This window comes from Kangiella taiwanensis (genome assembly GCF_020005165.1).
Classification (GTDB): Bacteria; Pseudomonadota; Gammaproteobacteria; order Enterobacterales; family Kangiellaceae; genus Kangiella; species Kangiella taiwanensis.
Genome location: NZ_JAHCLT010000002.1, coordinates 205,912 through 224,261 on the forward strand (window position 1 = coordinate 205,912; position 18,350 = coordinate 224,261).

Below are 18,350 nucleotides of genomic sequence, written 5' to 3' on the forward strand. Positions count from 1 at the left end.
TTCATAATAGAATTTATTTACTGAGCAGTTTCACATACCAAGACATTGCCTCATCTATTCCCGCACCTATTTTATAGGCAGGTTTATAACCTAATTTACTCGTTGCTTTATCAATACTAGCTTGTGAATGTTTAACATCACCAATCCTAAAATCACGATATTTTGGCTCTACATTTATATCAATACTATTAGCAATTAAAGAGGCTTTAATGTTATTAAAAAGTTCTTTTAAAGATGTTCTATCACCAACAGCAACATTATAAACCTCATTCCGAGCTTCGTTTGGCGCAACTGCAGCCAAAATATTCATTTGTACTGTATTTTCTATATAACAGAAATCACGACTCGTCTCACCATCACCATTAATATAAACATCATCTCCTTTGATCATCGCAGATACCCACTTGGGAATTACAGCAGCATAAGCTCCATTTGGGTTCTGCCGTTTTCCAAATACATTAAAATACCTGAGCCCTATAGATCTAAAGTTGTAACTTTTAGCGAATACATCTGCATATAATTCATTAACATATTTAGTAACTGCATATGGTGAAAGAGGTTTTCCTATACACTCTTCTCGTTTTGGTAATGCGGGATGATCACCATAGGTCGAACTTGAAGCGGCATAAGTAAAACTATCGACTCCCGCGTCTCTCGCAGCAACTAACATATTAAGAAAGCCACTAACATTAGTGTTATTAGTACTTATAGGGTCATCTATAGATCTGGGGACTGAGCCCAGAGCAGCTTGATGAAGAACATAATCAACTTCTTCAGAAGCTTTTGCACAATCATTCAGATTACAGATATCCCCTTCTATAAAACTAAATCTACTCCACTGCTCCGCCGAAACTAAACTTCTTACTTCATCAAGGTTGTGCTGAAAGCCAGTCGAAAAGTTATCTAAACCCACTACTTGTTGGTCTAACCTTAGTAGATGTTCCAAAAGGTTTGAGCCTATAAAACCAGCGCAGCCAGTTATTAACCATTTTTTTGGAGATGTTTGTAAGTCTTTTTTTACATTATCGTATAGCGTCATAAGTCAGCCTTTACATTATTCTTTATAATAGTTGCTCAGCTATAATCTAATATCAGAATCATTTTTAGGTAAAATAAACTTGAGATCATATAAAACATGATTAGTTTTACCATATGCACGAATAGCTTCAGCGCCCATAGCCCTAAATTCCTCATGCGCTACAGCTAGTATAATTGCATCATAATATTGATGCTTTACCTCAGTTTTTACAGTAAGTCTGTAATCATTTAACGCCTCATCTCTAGAAACCCAGGGGTCTACAACATCCACATTAATGTTATACTCCTCAAGCTCCCTAATCATATCGACAACTTTAGTATTTCGCAGATCTGGGCAGTTCTCTTTGAAAGTTAACCCCATAACAAGAACATTCGCACCTTCAACATGGATACGTTTTTTCAGCATAGTTTTTACCAATTGAGCTACGACATACTGCCCCATAGCATCGTTAAGACGGCGACCAGCTAAAATCATTTCAGGATGATACCCAACAGACTGTGCTTTATGGGTTAGATAATAAGGATCAACACCGATACAATGACCTCCTACTAACCCAGGGCGGAATGGTAAAAAGTTCCACTTCGTCCCAGCGGCTTCTAAAACATCTAGAGTATCAATACCCAGTTTATTAAAAATAATAGAAAGCTCATTAATCAGTGCAATATTCACATCTCTCTGCGTATTTTCAATTACCTTAGCCGCCTCTGCCACTTTGATGGAACTTGCTTTATGGGTTCCTGCTGTAATTATAGAACCATAAAGCTGATCAACAAACTCTGCAACCTCGGAAGTAGAGCCAGATGTAACTTTTACTATACCAGTTAATCTATGCTTTTTATCTCCAGGATTAATGCGCTCTGGAGAATAACCTACATAGAAATCAGAGTTAAAAGTTAAGCCTGATACTCTCTCAATGACAGGTACACAGTTTTCCTCTGTAGCTCCAGGGTAAACCGTTGATTCATAAATAATAATATCGCCTTTTTTTAGTAGTGACCCAAGCATTTCACTCGCTTTTATCAAAGGAGTTAAATCAGGTTGGCGATGCTCGTCAATAGGTGTCGGCACGGTGACAACAAAGACGTTACAGTCCCTAAGTTCTTCAACCTCTGAAGAGTATCTTAATTGCTCAGTACTCTTAAGCTCTTCAGCTCCGACTTCTAATGTCGAGTCAACCCCGCTATTCAGCTCTTTAACTCTATCTTTATCAATGTCAAAGCCAAGTACTGGATATTTTTTCCCAAACTCTACTGCAAGAGGTAAGCCCACGTAGCCTAACCCAATTACAGCTATTTTTTTTTGCGTTTTGTCAAACTGATTAATGGTTTTAAAACTCATTTATAATCCTATCTATTCAACCATTCTTTTAACTTATGCCTTTTATCCAATAATGTATTATAAATACAAAACATGAAGACAAATAGTAATAATGAATAAAACTCACTACCATTATAGATAGTAAAAATTAGACCAATACATGAAAAAAATACACTAATGCACGTTATAAATAGCAGGGCAAGTCGAGAGCTCAACCCAACATCCATAAATACATGATGTAGATGCTCTCTATCAGCTACTAATGGGGACTGCCCTCTTCTAACCCTTCTGTACATCACTGCAACCATATCTATTAATGGGACAGCAATAAACCATAAGACATTTACTGGAGCAACTCTAGCATTCTCAGCTTGACTACTGACAATCAATAACCAGGACACTACCAACCCCAGCATCATACTTCCTGCATCACCCATAAAGATTTTGTTCTTTTTTGAGAAGAGCCCCAAGTTAAACAATAAGAAAACTATAAGCGATGCAGAAAATACACCTATTAATAACTGAAGGTCTGCTCCAGCAACCAAATAACCAATTGCTAACAAGCTTAATAATGCAAGAGTTCCTGCTAGCCCATCAATTCCATCAACCATATTAAATGCATTGATGCCTGCTACAATCGCTAAAACTGTCACCACGCCAGAAAAAGAGCCAGTCACCACCTCTCCAGCTCCTAAAAGATTACCTAAACTATATATATGAATATCCGTTCCAAATGTTAAAACAGAAGCTGTCAGTATCTGTGCAATTAAACGCAATTTAGCACTCAAATCATAACGATCATCTAAAGCACCTATAAAAACGATCAAAGAAATAGAAACTAAAATTAAATTGATTTGATGGCTATTTTCTACAAATAAACTGACCGAAGTCAGCGTTGATAAATAAATTGCTAACCCCCCAACTAATGGGATACTACCTATATGCCTCTTTCGCTTATCAGGAGTATCAACTAGCCCCCAATTAACCGCAGCTGGTTTTAAAACCAGAACTGCGGCAAAACAGACAAAGAATGCGACCATCCAACTAATATGCATAACCAAGTTCCTATTGTTTTTCGCTATCCTTTCTAAAGAAGAAGCCAACTAAAACTAAAAATATCGAGATTATTCCACCTAATATTGAGCCAAGTATGACAATTAACGCTCTTTTGGGCTTATCTTTTTCTTCTGGCTGTTTAACTTGGCTAATTTTTTTAAAAATATATTCTTCTGAAACCTGAGCCAACATTTTTGTCTTATGTTGTTCTTGAATTAGCTCACTGAATACAGTTCTAATATCAGCTACTGAGGTTTGCCGTATTTGTTCTTCGAGATACTTAATACTTTCATTAGCTTCTTTTAAGGCACGTTCTTTCATATATTGGTTAATATCCTCAACTAACCACTCAGCCCACTGTTTTGACATTTCTGGAGAGAAGTAAGTCACTGAGACTGTCACTAAACCAGTTTCTTTATCCTGGCTAACCGAAACATGTTCTTTAAATTTTTCATAAAGCTCCCAGCTAGTTGGCTCTACCGTCTTACCTTTAGGGGCCTCGCGAACCCATTTTTTTGTATGTGTATCGTAAAGGTCTTCATCAATAACTAGTTCATTTGAGCTTTGTCTCCACCCTTTCGCGGCGAATATTGGTACAGCCAGGTTGTATCTTTCTATGAATATTTCTGCAAAACCCCAGCTCTTCATTACTTCCATAGCAATGATAGCATCAGAGGACTCACCTCCACCTATGTTGATACCAGCAAGCGATGCTAGGCCACCAAACTGACCAGCTAATTGACTTAACTTTCCACCACTTCCACTTTCATTTGGCTGCACTACTGCTGTAGCCTTGTATTCATTCGGTAAATACAAGGCGTAAGCAACTGAAGCAATAGCAAACAAAAAAGTTACTCCAATAATGATCCACTTGCCTTTCCATAAAATAGAGAACAATTCACGCAGATCAATTTCGTCTTCTCTATAGGTTGTCTCATTTTCTTGTGTATTTTGAGTATTCATAGTTTCTATGCTTTTGTTAAGAATTCATGTCTAACGAGAGTTTTTTTGCAGTCATTATGCACCTCTTTCTTAGACTTATAGTTCCATTTTCCATGATAAACCTACATTAAGTTTATCTTCTGCTCCTAATAAGCCTTCAAAAGCCTTGTCTTGATAGGTCATATTCAATGACAATAGACCTTGGCTTAACGGTTTTTCGAAACTAATTTCGGCTTTATAGAAGCTAGTTTGGTTGCTAGAAATACTGTGATTATCTCCAGTACCATATTTATTCATATCAACACTAGATACTGATACTTTATAGCGTTGCCCGCCTTTTGTGGAGGCAAGCAGACCTATAGTAATACTTTCGGTATCTGCATCGTAAGTCGAACCGATACTTCGGCCTTCGGTTCTATAACCCGTTTGATATATTGAATGTTCATACGTTAAGTTTTTAGCAAATTCATTTTCGGTGTCTGCATATTCAATATAACTAGTTATTAAGCTATCACCGTAACTAAAACTATTTTTATATCCTAACTGGTAAAACTTTCTCGACGGAGCATACCCGGCCTCATCTTCACCAACCATTTGTCCATATAGTGAACCAACATATCGCTCTGTCGGTAAACGCCAATTAAAGTCTATAGCTGCCAATTGGTTACCCGCCTCATTGGAGTTTAACCGGTCTTCACAGCCATCTTCTATCTCATCACAGTTAGTCCGACCAATTGCCAAATCTATTAAACTCGATAAGGACTCCGGTCTTCCTTCTCCGCCCCATTGTGCGGTTCGTCTTAAACCAATCTCTAGTGACTGGAAGGGCTTAAACGTCACGGACATTCCTAGAAGTTTTGCGTGAGGGATAAAGCGGTCACTTTCTAACTGTCCTGCAAATGCTGAAACTGACCACGGACCAATCCAAGAAAGCCAATCACTTTCAAAGGGATCTGCATAATTACGTTGCACGGATAAAGCGGGAATTGGTCGAGCATTATTGCTAAGAATTAGAGAGCTATCCCAACCAGGTCCATACCAACGTTCTTGAGCTCCTGCTGAGAATATCCAGTTATCCCAAACAGCCGCAACGTAACTATTGTCTAAACGCTCCTCTTCACCATCAAGGGGGTCAAAAGCTTTTGTTGCTTCAATATTCCATGCGAGACTTTGAGTCACTCCCATATTTCGAGAGGTTATCTCAGCCTTTTCTCTTCTAGAATCTCCAAAATCACGTAAAACTCTGCCTTGGGTTCCTGCTCGTAAAGCTAGTTCGCTGCGCGAGCCTTTTGACGTTTCAATCCGAGCTTTTCTTTTTAAACGCATCAAAGCAGGCATGAGCTCATCAGGCACATCTATCAAGCTGGCCTTATCTATGTCTTTAACTATCCTAGCCCAAGGAAGTGGCCAAGTAGTTATAGGCGTGTTAATAATGCCATGTCCCGATAAAGCCTCCACATCCGCTCTTAACCAAGCATCTCTTGTGTCTAGCCATGGTTCTGCTTGAGTTGTGAGTGCACCAACCGCAAGGTAACAGCCGAAAATTAAAGCAACTGATTGTCTCATTAGAAACTATTAACCGCTGCGGCACCAAGTGCTAACTGATAGACTATCTGACTCACTTTCGTCCAAAGCTCTAAGCCATCAACACGAGTTGTATCAAGCGGCACAACAATAGTGTCGCCCGGCTCTATGTTGTTTGCATTATGAGTCAACCAAGAAGATTCATTTGGTAATACTACTGAACCGTCAGCTTTAACTATATAAATCGCACCTTCATTTGCAGTGTCTTTTTTACCACCACTTCTATCAATGTAATCTTGGTAGTCAAAGTTTTCACTATAGAGATGAGATGTTGCTACTTGCACTTCTCCTACAACCGTCACCTCTTGACGGAAACTCGGTACAATCAACCGATCGCCTGCTTTTAAAATAACGTCTTGTGAGTCCCCACTTAAAATCGAGTTTATATTAATCACCAACCTACCTGTCGCTTCAGTAGTATCTAAAACTTCAAGAAGTGACTTGGCAGATGAAACATCTGCCATTTTACCTATATTCGCATCCTCTAACTCTGAAATAGCGATATCCTGACGAAGCCTTGATTGCAACTCATCTAACTTCTTCTGCTCATGCTCCCTTAATGCTTTTCTTGAAAAAACACTTGCTTTGGGGTGGGCGTATTTACTAAACCCACCCACTCGCTGGACAAGTTGTGACAATGTTTCACCTTTTGCCACTTTGTACCGCCCAGGAAACTTAACCTCACCCTGGACTTCTACATAAATTTCTTCAGCACTATTTGGAGAAACTTTAATGTTAACTTCATCAAAAGGGGATAAAGATAAATCTTCACTTCCTAAAAACACTTCTTGTAGATTTAGGTCTCTGTGTCTGATATTAACCCCACCGTCAACGGTAAAAGTCCTCGACGTGATTTCGGCATTTGTCATATAGGCAGTTTCAGTTAAACCTCCTGCCAAGTGGATTAACTCGCTGGGCTTCATTCCGGATTGATATGGATATTCACCTGGATACTTAACACCACCACTAATTTTAACGAGTTGAGCAACTTTATTATTGGATGCTTGAGCTTCTAACTGCTTGATGAATGGTTGCAACTCAGCATTACGGATCTCTTGTTTTATTTGCTGGAACTTTAAGATATCGTATTCTTCAGACTCTCTATCTAAAACACGACTTTTCAAAACCTCTTCCTGCTGACGCTTTTTAATTTTGTTAGACAAATCTGAAAACTGATAAATATTGTTTGAATCCTTCACATCTTTAGTTAAGCTCTCAAACTCTATACGTTCCTTTAATCGCTGCACATACTGCTCTTGTTCAACAGCAATAAAATCTTCAACATCCTCATCTGACACTTGATTAGACAAAACAAGTAACTTATCTCGAGGCTCTAACTCAAAAATATTATTCGACGACCATAATTTTCTTAGATTCACAATATAAGGCTTAATACTACCTAAGTCATCTGTCTCCCTAAAGACTAGTACCGCATCAATATTTGCATGAGGTTTAAGATGAACTTGGCTTTTAATAACATCCGTTAAGCTCAAGCTTTTTTCCCATTTTACCAAACCTGGGCGATACACATGCCCTAGCAACTCAACGACATTTTCTTTTCGCTCTACAGCAGGGTAAACTTTAACCATATCGCCATTTTGAATTTTAGATTTCAGGCCTGCTGCCGTTTTAAGATCAACATCAACTACAGTCTGCTGCCCTGAGTCACTATAACGCTCAATTCGAACATCACTTTTATAAGCGCTTGGTAATAAGCCTCCTGCGAGTTCTATTACTTCATTAATCGTATTTTCATTTTTAAGTTCATAAATAGCAGGACGAACTACCTCTCCAGCAATCGAAGCTGTTTTCTTAGCTGATGGTATATAAATGACATCCCCAGAACGGAGACGCTGGTCATCACTCGTATCACCTTTTAGCAAAAGGTCATACAGGTCAATCGTAGAAACCAATTCTCCATTACGTTTCAACTGAATATTTCTCAATGAACCGATATCAGTTAAGCCACCACTGACATAAAGTGCATTCATAACAGTCGATAAAGAAGACACAGTGTAAGCCCCAGGTTTAAATGACTCCCCGAGCACAAAAACTTGAATAGAGCGAAGCTCTCCTAAACTAACATTAGATTGAACACCTATATACTGCTCACTAATCCTTTGTGATAACGATTCTTTTAACTCTGTATAAGACAAGCCTGAAACGTTGATTGGGCCCAACTCAGGAAACTGTATTGTGCCGTCACGCTCAACGGTCAGCTCATGGCTCTTATTCTCTTTACCGTAAAGCTGTACTTTAATGGTGTCGCCAGGTCCAACAATATAATTAGAAGGGACAGGAATATTATTTACTGGAGTATAGGTTGTAGGAACTCCAGCAAATAGGTCATAGCCAAACTTTTTAAGCTCACGCTCAACTCTCGGTAGCTTTTCTTGTTCTGATTCTTTTTCCTGCTCCACTTTCTGTTCCCTTTGCATTGGGAAGCCAGCTAGTTCTCTTGGTAAAACTGAGGAGCCTGATGGTTGCTCCGAAGATGAAGCACTGCCTTGCTGCTGCAGAGAAGTACACATGGAATCCACATCATAACCTGCAGCTCTCGCCATCTGTCTCTGTTGTTCTGTGGCATTTTGACATAATTGCTTTGCCTGCGACATATCAGTTGCAGCTAGAAGCTTAGTAGAAAGAGCTAAAGTTAAAGCTCCGAGAAGCAAGCCAAGAGATTTTTTCATCATAATTGTGGACCTTGTGCTATAAAATAAGGATTTAACAACGACTCTTTAGTGTTATACATTAATTCTTCATCGTTCTCATAAATAAAGCAACTACCACCTGCCGCAGTCAATACAGCATGAGCAGCAGCAGTGTCCCACTCTGATGTGGGCCCTAAACGAGGGTAGATATCAGCGGAGCCCTCTGCGACAAGACAAATTTTGAGCGAGCTACCCATTGGCACTAACTCAAAGGAGGAAAACTGCTCCAAGTAACCTTTCATATCGTCTGACTGGTGTGAGCGGCTGCCAACAACTCGGATTGGCTCCTCTGGAGAACTTGAAACTCCGATATTGTTTTTACCAGATTTAGATTGCTTCCAAGCACCAAGACCTTCTCCTCCAAAATAAAGCTGCTCAAGAACTGGCGCGTAGACACTGCCAAATACTGGCTTGCCTTCATTAATTAAGGCGATGTTAATAGTGAACTCACCATTTCTTTTGATGAATTCTTTGGTGCCATCTAAAGGATCAATCAACCAATAAGTTTGCCACTGCGACCTTTGTGACCATGGGATATCGGCTGATTCCTCAGAAAGAATTGGTATTTCAGGGGTTAGCGAGGATAAAGCATCGACAATACAGCGATGCGAAGCCAGATCGGCTTCAGTTAAAGGTGAGCTGTCAGACTTCTCTTGGATATCAAAGTCTTGTTCATAAATTGCCATGATCTTGTGGCCTGCATCTACAGCTATATTATTGATTTTGCTAACGAATTCTTCCGTTAGTAGTTTCTTATCCATTAAAGTTTCCATCTAACGCTATTATGAAATTATAGGCTAGGTATGCTACCGCCCTTGGGTTTTGGCTCCCAAAGTGCCTACTTTACTGTTTTTATTATAATTTCTTTATATTAATGCCCGCTTGAGCGAGCGCTATTATATAGATTCCACCAGACTATCGAAAGCCTCTACTTGTAATATTTAGGAAAATCGTCCTAAGCATTTGACAGCCGTTAACTCATAACTTTTCAATATCTCTATTCATCACTTCCAATTTGCTTTCTTTACCAAGGATGTTAAGCAAAACGATAGAACGCTGCTCACCGTCTGGCATTTGGAATACGCCCTCAAGATCTTTAAAAGGACCTGACATGATACGAACCCGGTCACCAGCTTTAGGCGTCTCAGCAGCAACATTTGTGACAAGATTGCTATCAATCACTTTAAGCTGCTCTAACAACTCAAGTGAAATCTTCGCTGGAACGCCACCAAACCGCACAAAATCTCGTACCCCTCTAGTAGAGCGAATTTTAGACCAATACTCGCCTGTTATCGCCAACTCAACGAATAAGTAGCCGGGGAACATAACCTCTTCGACACTCTGGCGCTTACCGCGAATAACCTTCTCGACAGAAATAGTCGGTAAAAAGCTATTAATCAGCTGATTATTCAAGTTTTCCTGCGCCCGTACTTCTTGTTTGGGCTTACAGTGCACTAGGTACCATGCGACCTGCTCTTTACTCATCACTAGCTTCCATGACCACTTGCTTAAACTTTTGATTTTTTTGGTTAAGTATCTCGATCACACCTTCAACACCCTTCGAATCATAAGTTTGCCTAAAGAAAGCTCGTTTCATTTTCACAAAGCTAATGCCTTGGAAGCTAAAATCATATACTGACCATTGAGCAACATCCTTGTAAATCTTGAGGTCAATATTAAAATCGGGAAAAGATTGGCTCTTCAAATTAACTCTTAACCAGCCTTTGTTGCCTTTAGAGTTAAGTCTCACATCTTCTACTGTTGCGACTTGATCTTGGTATTGATCCAAAATCTCAAACAAATATCGTCGTATAGTATCTTCATAAGCCAAAATAAGCCGCTGAGTATCGCCTTTAGACAACTGACTCCAGCGCTGACTACCTAACATTGCTCTGAGCGTATTTTTTGCGGACCAGACCTGCAATAACTCACTATCCACAAAATCCATCAGTAGTTTAGGTTCTTGATGAGCTTTTTCATGGTTTTGCTCTAAAAAGCTGTTGATTTTATTGAGTTTCTTGCCGAAATATTGAGAAATAGAGACATCAGCCAGAGTGGCAGACGATAGGCATAGCAAAAAGACTGTGATGAAAGGTCTAACACAATATGTCATTATTATTTTTACTCCGCTCCTCGATAAAACCACATCATAAGTGAATCAGCTTAATACAAACTTAATGTTTACCGGTGGTTCTAAGGAGCCTGATTGGCTAGAGACCACCGAATTTTACCATCAGAGCGACCACTAACCAATAAATTCCACAGTTTTGTTAATTTTGTGACCTAAGCAATACTTTGCTCACGAATTTTTTCAATTCTGTCGCGAACTTCTGCTGCTTTTTCAAATTCTAAATTTTTTGCATGGTCTAGCATTTCTTTTTCTAGTGTTTCAATCATTTCAACACTATCGGCTAAGCTACGGACTTCATATTTGCCTTTCTTCTCAGCAATACGCTTCTTACCCCGACTTGAACCTCCTGTATCCATAACATCACTAATTTTCTTCTTAATCCCTTGTGGTGTAATACCATGCTCTTTATTAAACGCTTGCTGGATAGCGCGGCGTCGCTCAGTCTCATCAATCGCACGCTTCATTGAACCCGTTATTCGGTCACCATAAAGAATCGCTTTACCATTGAGGTTACGCGCAGCACGGCCAATGGTTTGAATCAAAGAGCGCTCCGATCGTAAAAACCCTTCTTTATCTGCATCTAAAATAGCAACTAAAGAAACTTCTGGCATATCCAGCCCTTCTCTTAACAAGTTAATGCCCACCAGGACATCAAACTCACCTAGTCGCAAATCACGAATAATCTCCATTCTTTCAACCGTATCAATATCCGAGTGAAGATACCTAACCCGTATACCATGCTCGGCGAGGTAGTCAGTTAAGTCTTCGGACATTTTCTTAGTTAAAGTAGTAACCAATACCCTCTCGTTAACAGCTACCCGCTTATTGATCTCAGACAACAAATCATCAACCTGCGTCCCGACTGGGCGCACTTCAATCTCGGGGTCCACTAAGCCGGTTGGGCGAACCACCTGCTCTACCACTTGCCCAGAATGTTCTTCTTCATAATTACCAGGAGTTGCAGAAATAAAGATCGTTTGCGGCTGAATACGTTCGAATTCATCAAACTTTAAAGGTCTGTTATCAAGCGCCGACGGTAGGCGGAAACCAAACTCTACTAACGTTTCTTTCCTCGAACGGTCACCTTTGTACATAGCGCCGATTTGCGACACAGTAACGTGTGATTCGTCAATGATCATCAATGCATCAGGCGGCAAATAGTCTAATAAACAAGGAGGCGGCTCGCCAGGTTGTGCCCCTGATAAGTAACGCGAATAATTTTCAATGCCTGAGCAATAACCCAGCTCCTGCATCATTTCGATATCAAACTTGACTCGCTGCTCAAGACGTTGTGCTTCAACCAGCTTATTCATCTCATACAACTGCGCCAGTCGCTCCTTCAACTCTTCTTTTATCTGCTCAATGGCATCAAGAATCGTCTGACGCGATGTAACATAGTGACTTTTAGGGAAGATAGTCGCCCTCGTGAGATTTTTAATCACCTCGCCAGTAAGAGGGTCGAATGTCTGAATCGTCTCCACTTCATCATCAAATAATTCAATGCGGATAGCATTTTTATCAGATTCAGCAGGATAAATATCAATCAGGTCTCCGCGAACTCGGTAGGTCGCACGCTGAAGTTCCATATCGTTGCGGGTATATTGAAGTTCAGCCAGACGCCTTAAAATATAACGCTGGTCAATCGCATCACCAACTTTGAGATGCATCACCATGCTATGAAACGCTTTGGGGTCACCCAAACCATAGATTGCCGAAACCGACGCAACGATAATAGCATCACGACGCTCTAACAATGCCCGTGTTGCAGACAGCCTCATCTGCTCAATGTGCTCATTAATCGAGGCGTCTTTTTCGATAAAAGTATCAGACGCAGGGACGTAGGCTTCGGGCTGATAGTAGTCGTAATACGACACAAAGTATTCAACTGAATTATTCGGGAAGAACTCTTTCATCTCTCCGTAGAGCTGAGCTGCCAACGTTTTATTGTGCGCCATGATGATTGCTGGTCTACCGCTTTGAGCAATAACATTTGCCATGGTGTAGGTTTTTCCAGAACCGGTCACACCGAGCAACGTTTGGTGTGACAAACCATCATCAAGCCCCTCTAACAGTCCTTGGATGGCTTTGGGTTGATCTCCGGCAGGTTGAAACTGAGATTTCAAATCAAATATTTGGCTCATGCACTTATATCATTTAGTTAGATAAGTTGGTTTCCAGATCGCCAGAACTGCTTGGGTAGCGATATAACTTGGAGTATGATTGACGCTTATTGTCTCATACTTTGCAAAAAAATCGAGGGAACACGTGACAATCGAATTATCTAAAAGAGTACAGCTGATTCAACCATCACCAACGCTGGCCGTAGCCGCGAAAGCCAAAGAACTGAAAGCACAAGGTCGTGACATCGTCGGCCTTGGCACAGGCGAGCCAGACTTCGACACGCCTGACCACATTAAGCAAGCGGCTATTAAGGCGATTAACGAAGGCGCGACTAAATATACAGCTGTCGATGGTACGCCTGAACTGAAAGAAGCGGTCATCAACAAATTCAAGCGAGACAATGGCCTGGACTATGAGCCGAACCAAATCTTGGTTTCTTCAGGCGGCAAACAAAGCTTTTATAATTTATGCCAAGCACTATTAAACCCAGGCGATGAAGTCATTATTCCAGCCCCCTACTGGGTTTCATATCCTGACATGGCATTATTAGCGGAAGCTCAACCTGTCATCATTGAGACCGATATTGAGCAGCACTTAAAAATCACCCCAGAGCAACTACAAAACGCTATTTCTGAGCGTACACGCTTGTTCGTCATTAACAGCCCGAGTAACCCTACTGGTGTCGCCTACTCTAAAGACGAACTCAAAGCCCTAGGCGATGTTCTTAAAAAACATCCGAACATCGTGATCGCCACTGATGATATGTACGAGCATATACTTTGGGAAGAAGGTTCATTCTGCAATATTTTAAATGCATGCCCTGAGCTTTATGATCGCACGATTGTTCTCAACGGCGTCTCAAAAGCTTACTCCATGACTGGCTGGCGTATCGGTTATGCCGGAGGTCCTGCAAACTTGATTGCAGCGATGAAAAAAATTCAATCGCAGAGCACATCGAACCCAGCAGCACCGAGCCAAGCTGCCGCGACCGAAGCGCTCAATGGTGACCAAAGTTGTATTAAACCGATGCTGGATGCCTTTAAAAAGCGTCACGACTATCTTCTTAATGAACTCAACGCCATTGAAGGTATCACTTGCCTACCAAGCGACGGTACATTTTATGCCTTCCCTAATGTTCAAGGACTCATCAACAAGCATGGTTGCGAGTCAGATTTAGACTTAGCAGAATTGCTAATCGAAAAAGTTGATTTAGCACTGGTTCCAGGCTCCGCTTTCGGCGCGCCAGGCCACATGCGTTTATCCTATGCAGCCAGTATGGAAACGTTAGAAAAAGCGATTGAAAGGCTTAAAAAAATAGCAAATTAAAACTTTTTTCGATTTAGGTGTTGACCAAGGGGCGAAATATGTCTATTATCTCGCCCCGTTCAACGCACAACGTTGAACACACAATTCCCCCTTAGTTCAGTCGGTAGAACGGTGGACTGTTAATCCATATGTCGCTGGTTCGAATCCAGCAGGGGGAGCCATATTTTAGAGGCCTTGTAGCGATACAAGGCCTTTTTTGTGCTTAAATATAATTGATATAACACTAAAGGGATTTTTAATCATGATACGCATGTCTGTTCTAATTTTTGTCGCTCTGCTTTCACTACTAGCCTGTCAAGACCGCCCCAATAAAAAGCAAGATACCAGCTTCTATAATTTGCTAGGAGACGTTAAATCAGTCCATCATGTGTTCGACTATAGTGAACTCGACGACCAAAGCAATATATTCGCAAATCAATCAATGCGCGCAGTCTTTAATGAACAAGGAATGTTAACTGAAATGGTTAGTCACTATGTTGATCAAACGAATCCAGAGAGTGCTCCTACAGTAATCGCAAGCCAATACTTGTACGATGACAGTCATAGGCTCATCACCCAATACGAAAGGTTTGATAGCGAACACCCAAGTGTTATCAATTTTTTATATAAAGACACAGAAGTTTTACCCTACGCCTCAACAACTCATGATGGCAGCCAAGGTCAAATGACCAACCTAAAATATGATGAGCGTGGTAATTTAATCTCTGCAATCACCATTTCAAGCGATACTGAGGCTAAGTCTGAATACTACGCCACATACAATTCAGACGATCAACTCGTAGAAGCAAAGCGTTTATTCGGGGAAACTTACCACTCGACCACAACCAAGGTATATAACTCTGAGAGCTGGATTAAGTCAGAAACTCATAATATCAATGATGACAAGTCAGTATTAACTTATGAATACCTCAAAAGTGACTCGGAGGGTAACTGGCTCAAGAGAAAGTTGATGATGTCTGATAAAAGTGGCTATGTGATTGAAAATCGTACAATTCTTTATCATTAGGCAAAAAAAAGCCGAGAAATGATTCTCGGCCAAATCCCACCATATAGCTGAAGGAAAACTGTATCAGAACGTATCTGATTTTCACTTTAATCTTAAGAGTTTACCTATTTTTTCAAGTTTGCTTTATTTGTTGGCAAGACTGTGGTAAAAATAAGTTACTAGATTAAAGTTCATCTTGGATATATATTAATGCATGAATGCATTGAAATCAAGTCAAAATTGCATTGCTGGGATACAATATGAGTGAAATAATTGATCAACTTAAGCAACTTATGAATAATTTTGGTGAAACTGATTATTCGATGCAGCGTAAATCCAATATAAGTCAATCGACGATATACAGAATTTTAGAGCGAAAGACGACCGACCCCGGTGTTCACAAGATCGATACACTAGCAAGGGCTTTAGGCTTCAGACTGTCGCTCGTACCAATTAATGAAACCACAAGCCAAATAGACTATTCATCTGAGGTAGACACTTTAAAGCGTATCATTACTCTGGTGGAGTCTCTAGCAAATGCACGTGGTATTGAACTGACGCCAGAAGAAAAAGCTGAAATGATTTTATCCAACTATCAAGCCAATAGTTCAAAAGAAGAGCTTGGGATGCGGATAGTTAACTTGAAGTAAAGAGTTAAACTCTTAGTATTAAAAAATAGCGCCTGAATGGCGCTATTTTTTTGTATACCGCTAAATTCTTGTTAGCGACGTAATATCACTACTCCCTGAGCTTTTAGCGCGTACAGGCCTCAAAAAGCCTTTAGACTGTATAATCTTTCTATTCTTACGCTCGAACTCTTCTAGTTTCTGATTCCAAACTAGAATTTCTCGCAGTTTATCTTTCTCGCTTAAATTACTTGTCTCAATCTGTGAGTACTCTTGCAACAAACGCAAAGCCATAATGTCCGCTCTACGAAAAGCAGACAGGTCCACTATATTCCCCTCTTCTTCAAAAAGGGAACTACTAGAAAACTCTGAACTAGAGAGTTCTTCGCTTTTGTTTCGATAAGCCTTTAGAATTAGCCAAAACAGCGCTGCTGCGAACGCTGCTAACACTAAACCGTAGGCCAAAAATAGTGATGCCATTGAGCTGCTTACCTATAAGAAAGACAAGTTGTTTTAAAATCGGTATTAAAAGAACCATCACAATACAAAAGTTTACCGCCTGTAAGGCATAGGCTTGAGTATTGCCGACGAGATTGAATTCAGTAAAATGCCGCTCAACATAACGGCCTAAACTGAAAGAAATTGCTACGAGCGTTAAAACACAAATGGCAAATTCTTCTTTTAATACTCTCCCTGAAATCACGGCCCTAGTTGCCACATATAACAAAATTAAAATATCTGTAATCATCCAGGTGATGTACCAGATATAGATAGCAATTTCATGAGACCTTAATGCTGGACTGATCGCCCAGTTAACAAACTGAACGATCACTAAAAACATGCAAAAGCTCACTAAGCGCTTCTGCTTAGTGAGCATTAAGTGCATAAATAAACACCCCACCAAAGATAAAGTAAAAATATCCTTCAGTGGCTGCCAAAGATTTAGGTCTAAGACAAAGTTAAACAATTACCTGTGTTCCTCTACTCTACGTAGGTTTAGTCTTCAACAAATCCTAACAAACACAAAGTTTTAAACAAAAGAGGAAACAGCAATTTGTACAATATCTAACTGTTTAACTGGTCTCTACATCGTTAGTCACGCTTAGTTTTGTCAGGATCCTCTTCCGGCTCCCCTCCACCGTTACCAGTGTAGACTTCAAGCGCAACTTCTTGCTCAAAAAGTATAGGTTGTTGAATTTCTTGAGGTTGTACCATAGATAAATAACAGATCATTGCGATAGATTCAAACATAATTAAATGCCTCCAACAGTAGTTACATCAATAAAAAGTGATTTGAAATAAAATAATTCATGGATCACGAAAGGCGTTATCCAGATTTGGTTACCATAACTTATTGGTTTGTAACACTATTATTATGATAAAGAACAAGTGTTATGGGTTTTGCTGATTAAATATTAATCAATATAATTAAATAAAAGCGTGAAGTAAATTTTACATTTGATAAATGTTACTTATTATTATATTTCGATTTTGTATTTAGCTAACCCATTGAAATAAATAGTCATTTATGCATTACCCGCAATGCGCAAACCCCTTAAAAGTATTATCTTTAATAAGTTTTTTTAAGAAACAAAAAAAAGCGCCTTTAGTAAGCGCCTTTTCATTGCCAGTGTGTGGGGGGGTGCTAAATGCGTGTCAAGGGGGAAACGCTAGAGGGGCTTACTTTGCCTTGCACGGGGCGTAGGAAGCCTCTGGACTGTATAATTTTTCTGTTTTTGCGCTCGAACTCCTCCAGTTTTTGGTTCCAGACAAGTATTTCTCTGAGTTTATCCTTTTCTGAAAGGTTGCTGGTTTCAATTTGTGAGTACTCTTGGAGTAGACGCAAAGCGGTTATATCTGCTCTACGATATGCAGACAGATCAACAATGTTCTCTTCACCACTGAAGAGTGACTCGCCTGAAAATCCGCTATCTAGGGATTCGGCGTTTTTGTTTCGATAAGCCTTTAGAATCAGCCAGAACAACGCTACTGCGAACGCTGCTAACACTAAACCGTAGGCCAAAAATAGTAATGCCATTTAGGTGTTTCCCTGCTAATAATACTAGTTGTTTAATCACTGGGGCAGTAAGAACAATAATAATACAGATGTTTACCGCCGGTAACGCATACGCTTGCAAACCTTTAATCAGGCTAAACTCTGTAAAGTGTCTCTCTACAAAGCGACCTATATAAAATGCAATGGCTATCGTTGTGAATATACTCACCGCCATTTCTTCTTTTGTAATTTTGTTGGTTACTACAGCCTGAAATGCGACATACAGTAAAATCAATATGTCTGTAATCATCCAAGTAATATACCAAATGTACTTACCCTCTCCATGCTCCATCAGCCACGGGGACAAATTCCAATTGAGGAATTGAACCACTACCAAGAATGCACAAAAGCTCACCAAGCGTTTCCGCTTGGTGAAGAGTAAATGCAAAAACAAGCATCCAACCAAACATAAAGTAAAAGTGTTTGTAATGAAGCCAGTTAAGTTTAATTCATTTA

Annotated in this window: 16 protein-coding genes and 1 tRNA gene; 4 read left to right on the forward strand and 13 right to left on the reverse strand. The window is 40.0% G+C overall.

Going from position 1 to position 18,350, the window contains the following annotated elements:
• Nucleotides 1-13 precede the first annotated feature (13 nt).
• From KFK88_RS06465 to uvrB, 10 genes are all read right to left on the reverse strand, one after another.
• Nucleotides 14-1,039 (reverse strand): NAD-dependent epimerase/dehydratase family protein, encoded by a 1,026-nt coding sequence (locus KFK88_RS06465; RefSeq protein ID WP_223577947.1) that lies wholly within the window; start codon nucleotides 1,037-1,039, stop codon nucleotides 14-16.
• 39 nt (nucleotides 1,040-1,078) lie between these two features.
• Nucleotides 1,079-2,377 carry a Vi polysaccharide biosynthesis UDP-N-acetylglucosamine C-6 dehydrogenase TviB gene (gene tviB, locus KFK88_RS06470; RefSeq protein ID WP_223577949.1) on the reverse strand — a complete coding sequence of 433 codons (1,299 nt, stop codon included), beginning with the start codon at nucleotides 2,375-2,377 and terminating at the stop codon, nucleotides 1,079-1,081.
• Between the two features lie 8 nt (nucleotides 2,378-2,385).
• Nucleotides 2,386-3,411, reverse strand: coding sequence for a UDP-N-acetylglucosamine--undecaprenyl-phosphate N-acetylglucosaminephosphotransferase (gene wecA, locus KFK88_RS06475; protein ID WP_223577951.1), 1,026 nt, complete (start codon nucleotides 3,409-3,411; stop codon nucleotides 2,386-2,388).
• A 10-nt stretch (nucleotides 3,412-3,421) separates the two neighbouring features.
• A complete protein-coding gene (locus tag KFK88_RS06480; RefSeq protein WP_223577953.1) occupies nucleotides 3,422-4,375 on the reverse strand; it encodes a Wzz/FepE/Etk N-terminal domain-containing protein in 954 nt (317 codons plus the stop codon).
• A 75-nt stretch (nucleotides 4,376-4,450) separates the two neighbouring features.
• Nucleotides 4,451-5,920 (reverse strand): capsule assembly Wzi family protein, encoded by a 1,470-nt coding sequence (locus KFK88_RS06485; protein ID WP_223577955.1) that lies wholly within the window; start codon nucleotides 5,918-5,920, stop codon nucleotides 4,451-4,453.
• Entirely contained in the window at nucleotides 5,920-8,631 is a 2,712-nt protein-coding gene (locus tag KFK88_RS06490) for an SLBB domain-containing protein (RefSeq protein WP_223577957.1), read from the reverse strand. Before KFK88_RS06490 ends, KFK88_RS06485 begins: the two co-directional genes overlap by 1 nt.
• Nucleotides 8,628-9,410 (reverse strand): 3'(2'),5'-bisphosphate nucleotidase CysQ, encoded by a 783-nt coding sequence (gene cysQ, locus KFK88_RS06495; protein ID WP_223577958.1) that lies wholly within the window; start codon nucleotides 9,408-9,410, stop codon nucleotides 8,628-8,630. Before cysQ ends, KFK88_RS06490 begins: the two co-directional genes overlap by 4 nt.
• 217 nt (nucleotides 9,411-9,627) lie before the next feature.
• Nucleotides 9,628-10,134, reverse strand: coding sequence for a transcription/translation regulatory transformer protein RfaH (gene rfaH, locus KFK88_RS06500; protein ID WP_223577959.1), 507 nt, complete (start codon nucleotides 10,132-10,134; stop codon nucleotides 9,628-9,630).
• On the reverse strand, nucleotides 10,127-10,762 hold the full coding sequence (locus KFK88_RS06505) for an MlaC/ttg2D family ABC transporter substrate-binding protein (RefSeq protein WP_223577960.1): 636 nt from the start codon (nucleotides 10,760-10,762) through the stop codon (nucleotides 10,127-10,129). Before KFK88_RS06505 ends, rfaH begins: the two co-directional genes overlap by 8 nt.
• A 170-nt stretch (nucleotides 10,763-10,932) precedes the next feature.
• Complete coding sequence (gene uvrB / locus KFK88_RS06510) at nucleotides 10,933-12,921, reverse strand: excinuclease ABC subunit UvrB (RefSeq protein ID WP_223577961.1); 1,989 nt, start codon at nucleotides 12,919-12,921, stop codon at nucleotides 10,933-10,935.
• A 124-nt stretch (nucleotides 12,922-13,045) separates the two neighbouring features.
• On the opposite strand from uvrB, the gene KFK88_RS06515 reads away from it, so the two are divergent.
• From KFK88_RS06515 to KFK88_RS06530, 4 genes are all read left to right on the forward strand, one after another.
• Nucleotides 13,046-14,227, forward strand: a complete 1,182-nt coding sequence (locus tag KFK88_RS06515; protein WP_223577962.1) for a pyridoxal phosphate-dependent aminotransferase — start codon at nucleotides 13,046-13,048, stop codon at nucleotides 14,225-14,227.
• 85 nt (nucleotides 14,228-14,312) lie between these two features.
• Nucleotides 14,313-14,388 (forward strand) — tRNA-Asn (locus tag KFK88_RS06520).
• 80 nt (nucleotides 14,389-14,468) lie between these two features.
• On the forward strand, nucleotides 14,469-15,233 hold the full coding sequence (locus tag KFK88_RS06525; protein ID WP_223577963.1) for a hypothetical protein: 765 nt from the start codon (nucleotides 14,469-14,471) through the stop codon (nucleotides 15,231-15,233).
• 239 nt (nucleotides 15,234-15,472) lie between these two features.
• Nucleotides 15,473-15,862: a helix-turn-helix domain-containing protein gene (locus KFK88_RS06530; protein ID WP_223577964.1), complete on the forward strand. Its 390-nt coding sequence runs from the start codon at nucleotides 15,473-15,475 to the stop codon at nucleotides 15,860-15,862.
• A gap of 349 nt (nucleotides 15,863-16,211) precedes the next feature.
• Here KFK88_RS06530 and KFK88_RS06535 read toward each other — a convergent pair whose 3' ends face one another.
• From KFK88_RS06535 to KFK88_RS06545, 3 genes are all read right to left on the reverse strand, one after another.
• Entirely contained in the window at nucleotides 16,212-16,805 is a 594-nt protein-coding gene (locus tag KFK88_RS06535; protein WP_223577966.1) for a hypothetical protein, read from the reverse strand.
• Between the two features lie 125 nt (nucleotides 16,806-16,930).
• Nucleotides 16,931-17,089, reverse strand: coding sequence for a hypothetical protein (locus KFK88_RS06540; protein ID WP_223577968.1), 159 nt, complete (start codon nucleotides 17,087-17,089; stop codon nucleotides 16,931-16,933).
• A 677-nt stretch (nucleotides 17,090-17,766) separates the two neighbouring features.
• On the reverse strand, nucleotides 17,767-18,249 hold the full coding sequence (locus tag KFK88_RS06545; protein WP_223577970.1) for a hypothetical protein: 483 nt from the start codon (nucleotides 18,247-18,249) through the stop codon (nucleotides 17,767-17,769).
• Nucleotides 18,250-18,350 lie beyond the last annotated feature (101 nt).

Coding starts and splice junctions, on each gene's coding strand:
- KFK88_RS06530 (WP_223577964.1), top strand. CDS start 15,473: ATGAGTGAAATAATTGATCAACTTAAGCAACTTATGAATAATTTTGGT.
- tviB (WP_223577949.1), bottom strand. CDS start 2,377: ATGAGTTTTAAAACCATTAATCAGTTTGACAAAACGCAAAAAAAAATA.
- rfaH (WP_223577959.1), bottom strand. CDS start 10,134: ATGAGTAAAGAGCAGGTCGCATGGTACCTAGTGCACTGTAAGCCCAAA.
- uvrB (WP_223577961.1), bottom strand. CDS start 12,921: ATGAGCCAAATATTTGATTTGAAATCTCAGTTTCAACCTGCCGGAGAT.
- cysQ (WP_223577958.1), bottom strand. CDS start 9,410: ATGGATAAGAAACTACTAACGGAAGAATTCGTTAGCAAAATCAATAAT.
- KFK88_RS06525 (WP_223577963.1), top strand. CDS start 14,469: ATGATACGCATGTCTGTTCTAATTTTTGTCGCTCTGCTTTCACTACTA.
- wecA (WP_223577951.1), bottom strand. CDS start 3,411: ATGCATATTAGTTGGATGGTCGCATTCTTTGTCTGTTTTGCCGCAGTT.
- KFK88_RS06505 (WP_223577960.1), bottom strand. CDS start 10,762: ATGACATATTGTGTTAGACCTTTCATCACAGTCTTTTTGCTATGCCTA.
- KFK88_RS06490 (WP_223577957.1), bottom strand. CDS start 8,631: ATGATGAAAAAATCTCTTGGCTTGCTTCTCGGAGCTTTAACTTTAGCT.
- KFK88_RS06540 (WP_223577968.1), bottom strand. CDS start 17,089: ATGTTTGAATCTATCGCAATGATCTGTTATTTATCTATGGTACAACCT.
- KFK88_RS06465 (WP_223577947.1), bottom strand. CDS start 1,039: ATGACGCTATACGATAATGTAAAAAAAGACTTACAAACATCTCCAAAA.
- KFK88_RS06480 (WP_223577953.1), bottom strand. CDS start 4,375: ATGAATACTCAAAATACACAAGAAAATGAGACAACCTATAGAGAAGAC.
- KFK88_RS06485 (WP_223577955.1), bottom strand. CDS start 5,920: ATGAGACAATCAGTTGCTTTAATTTTCGGCTGTTACCTTGCGGTTGGT.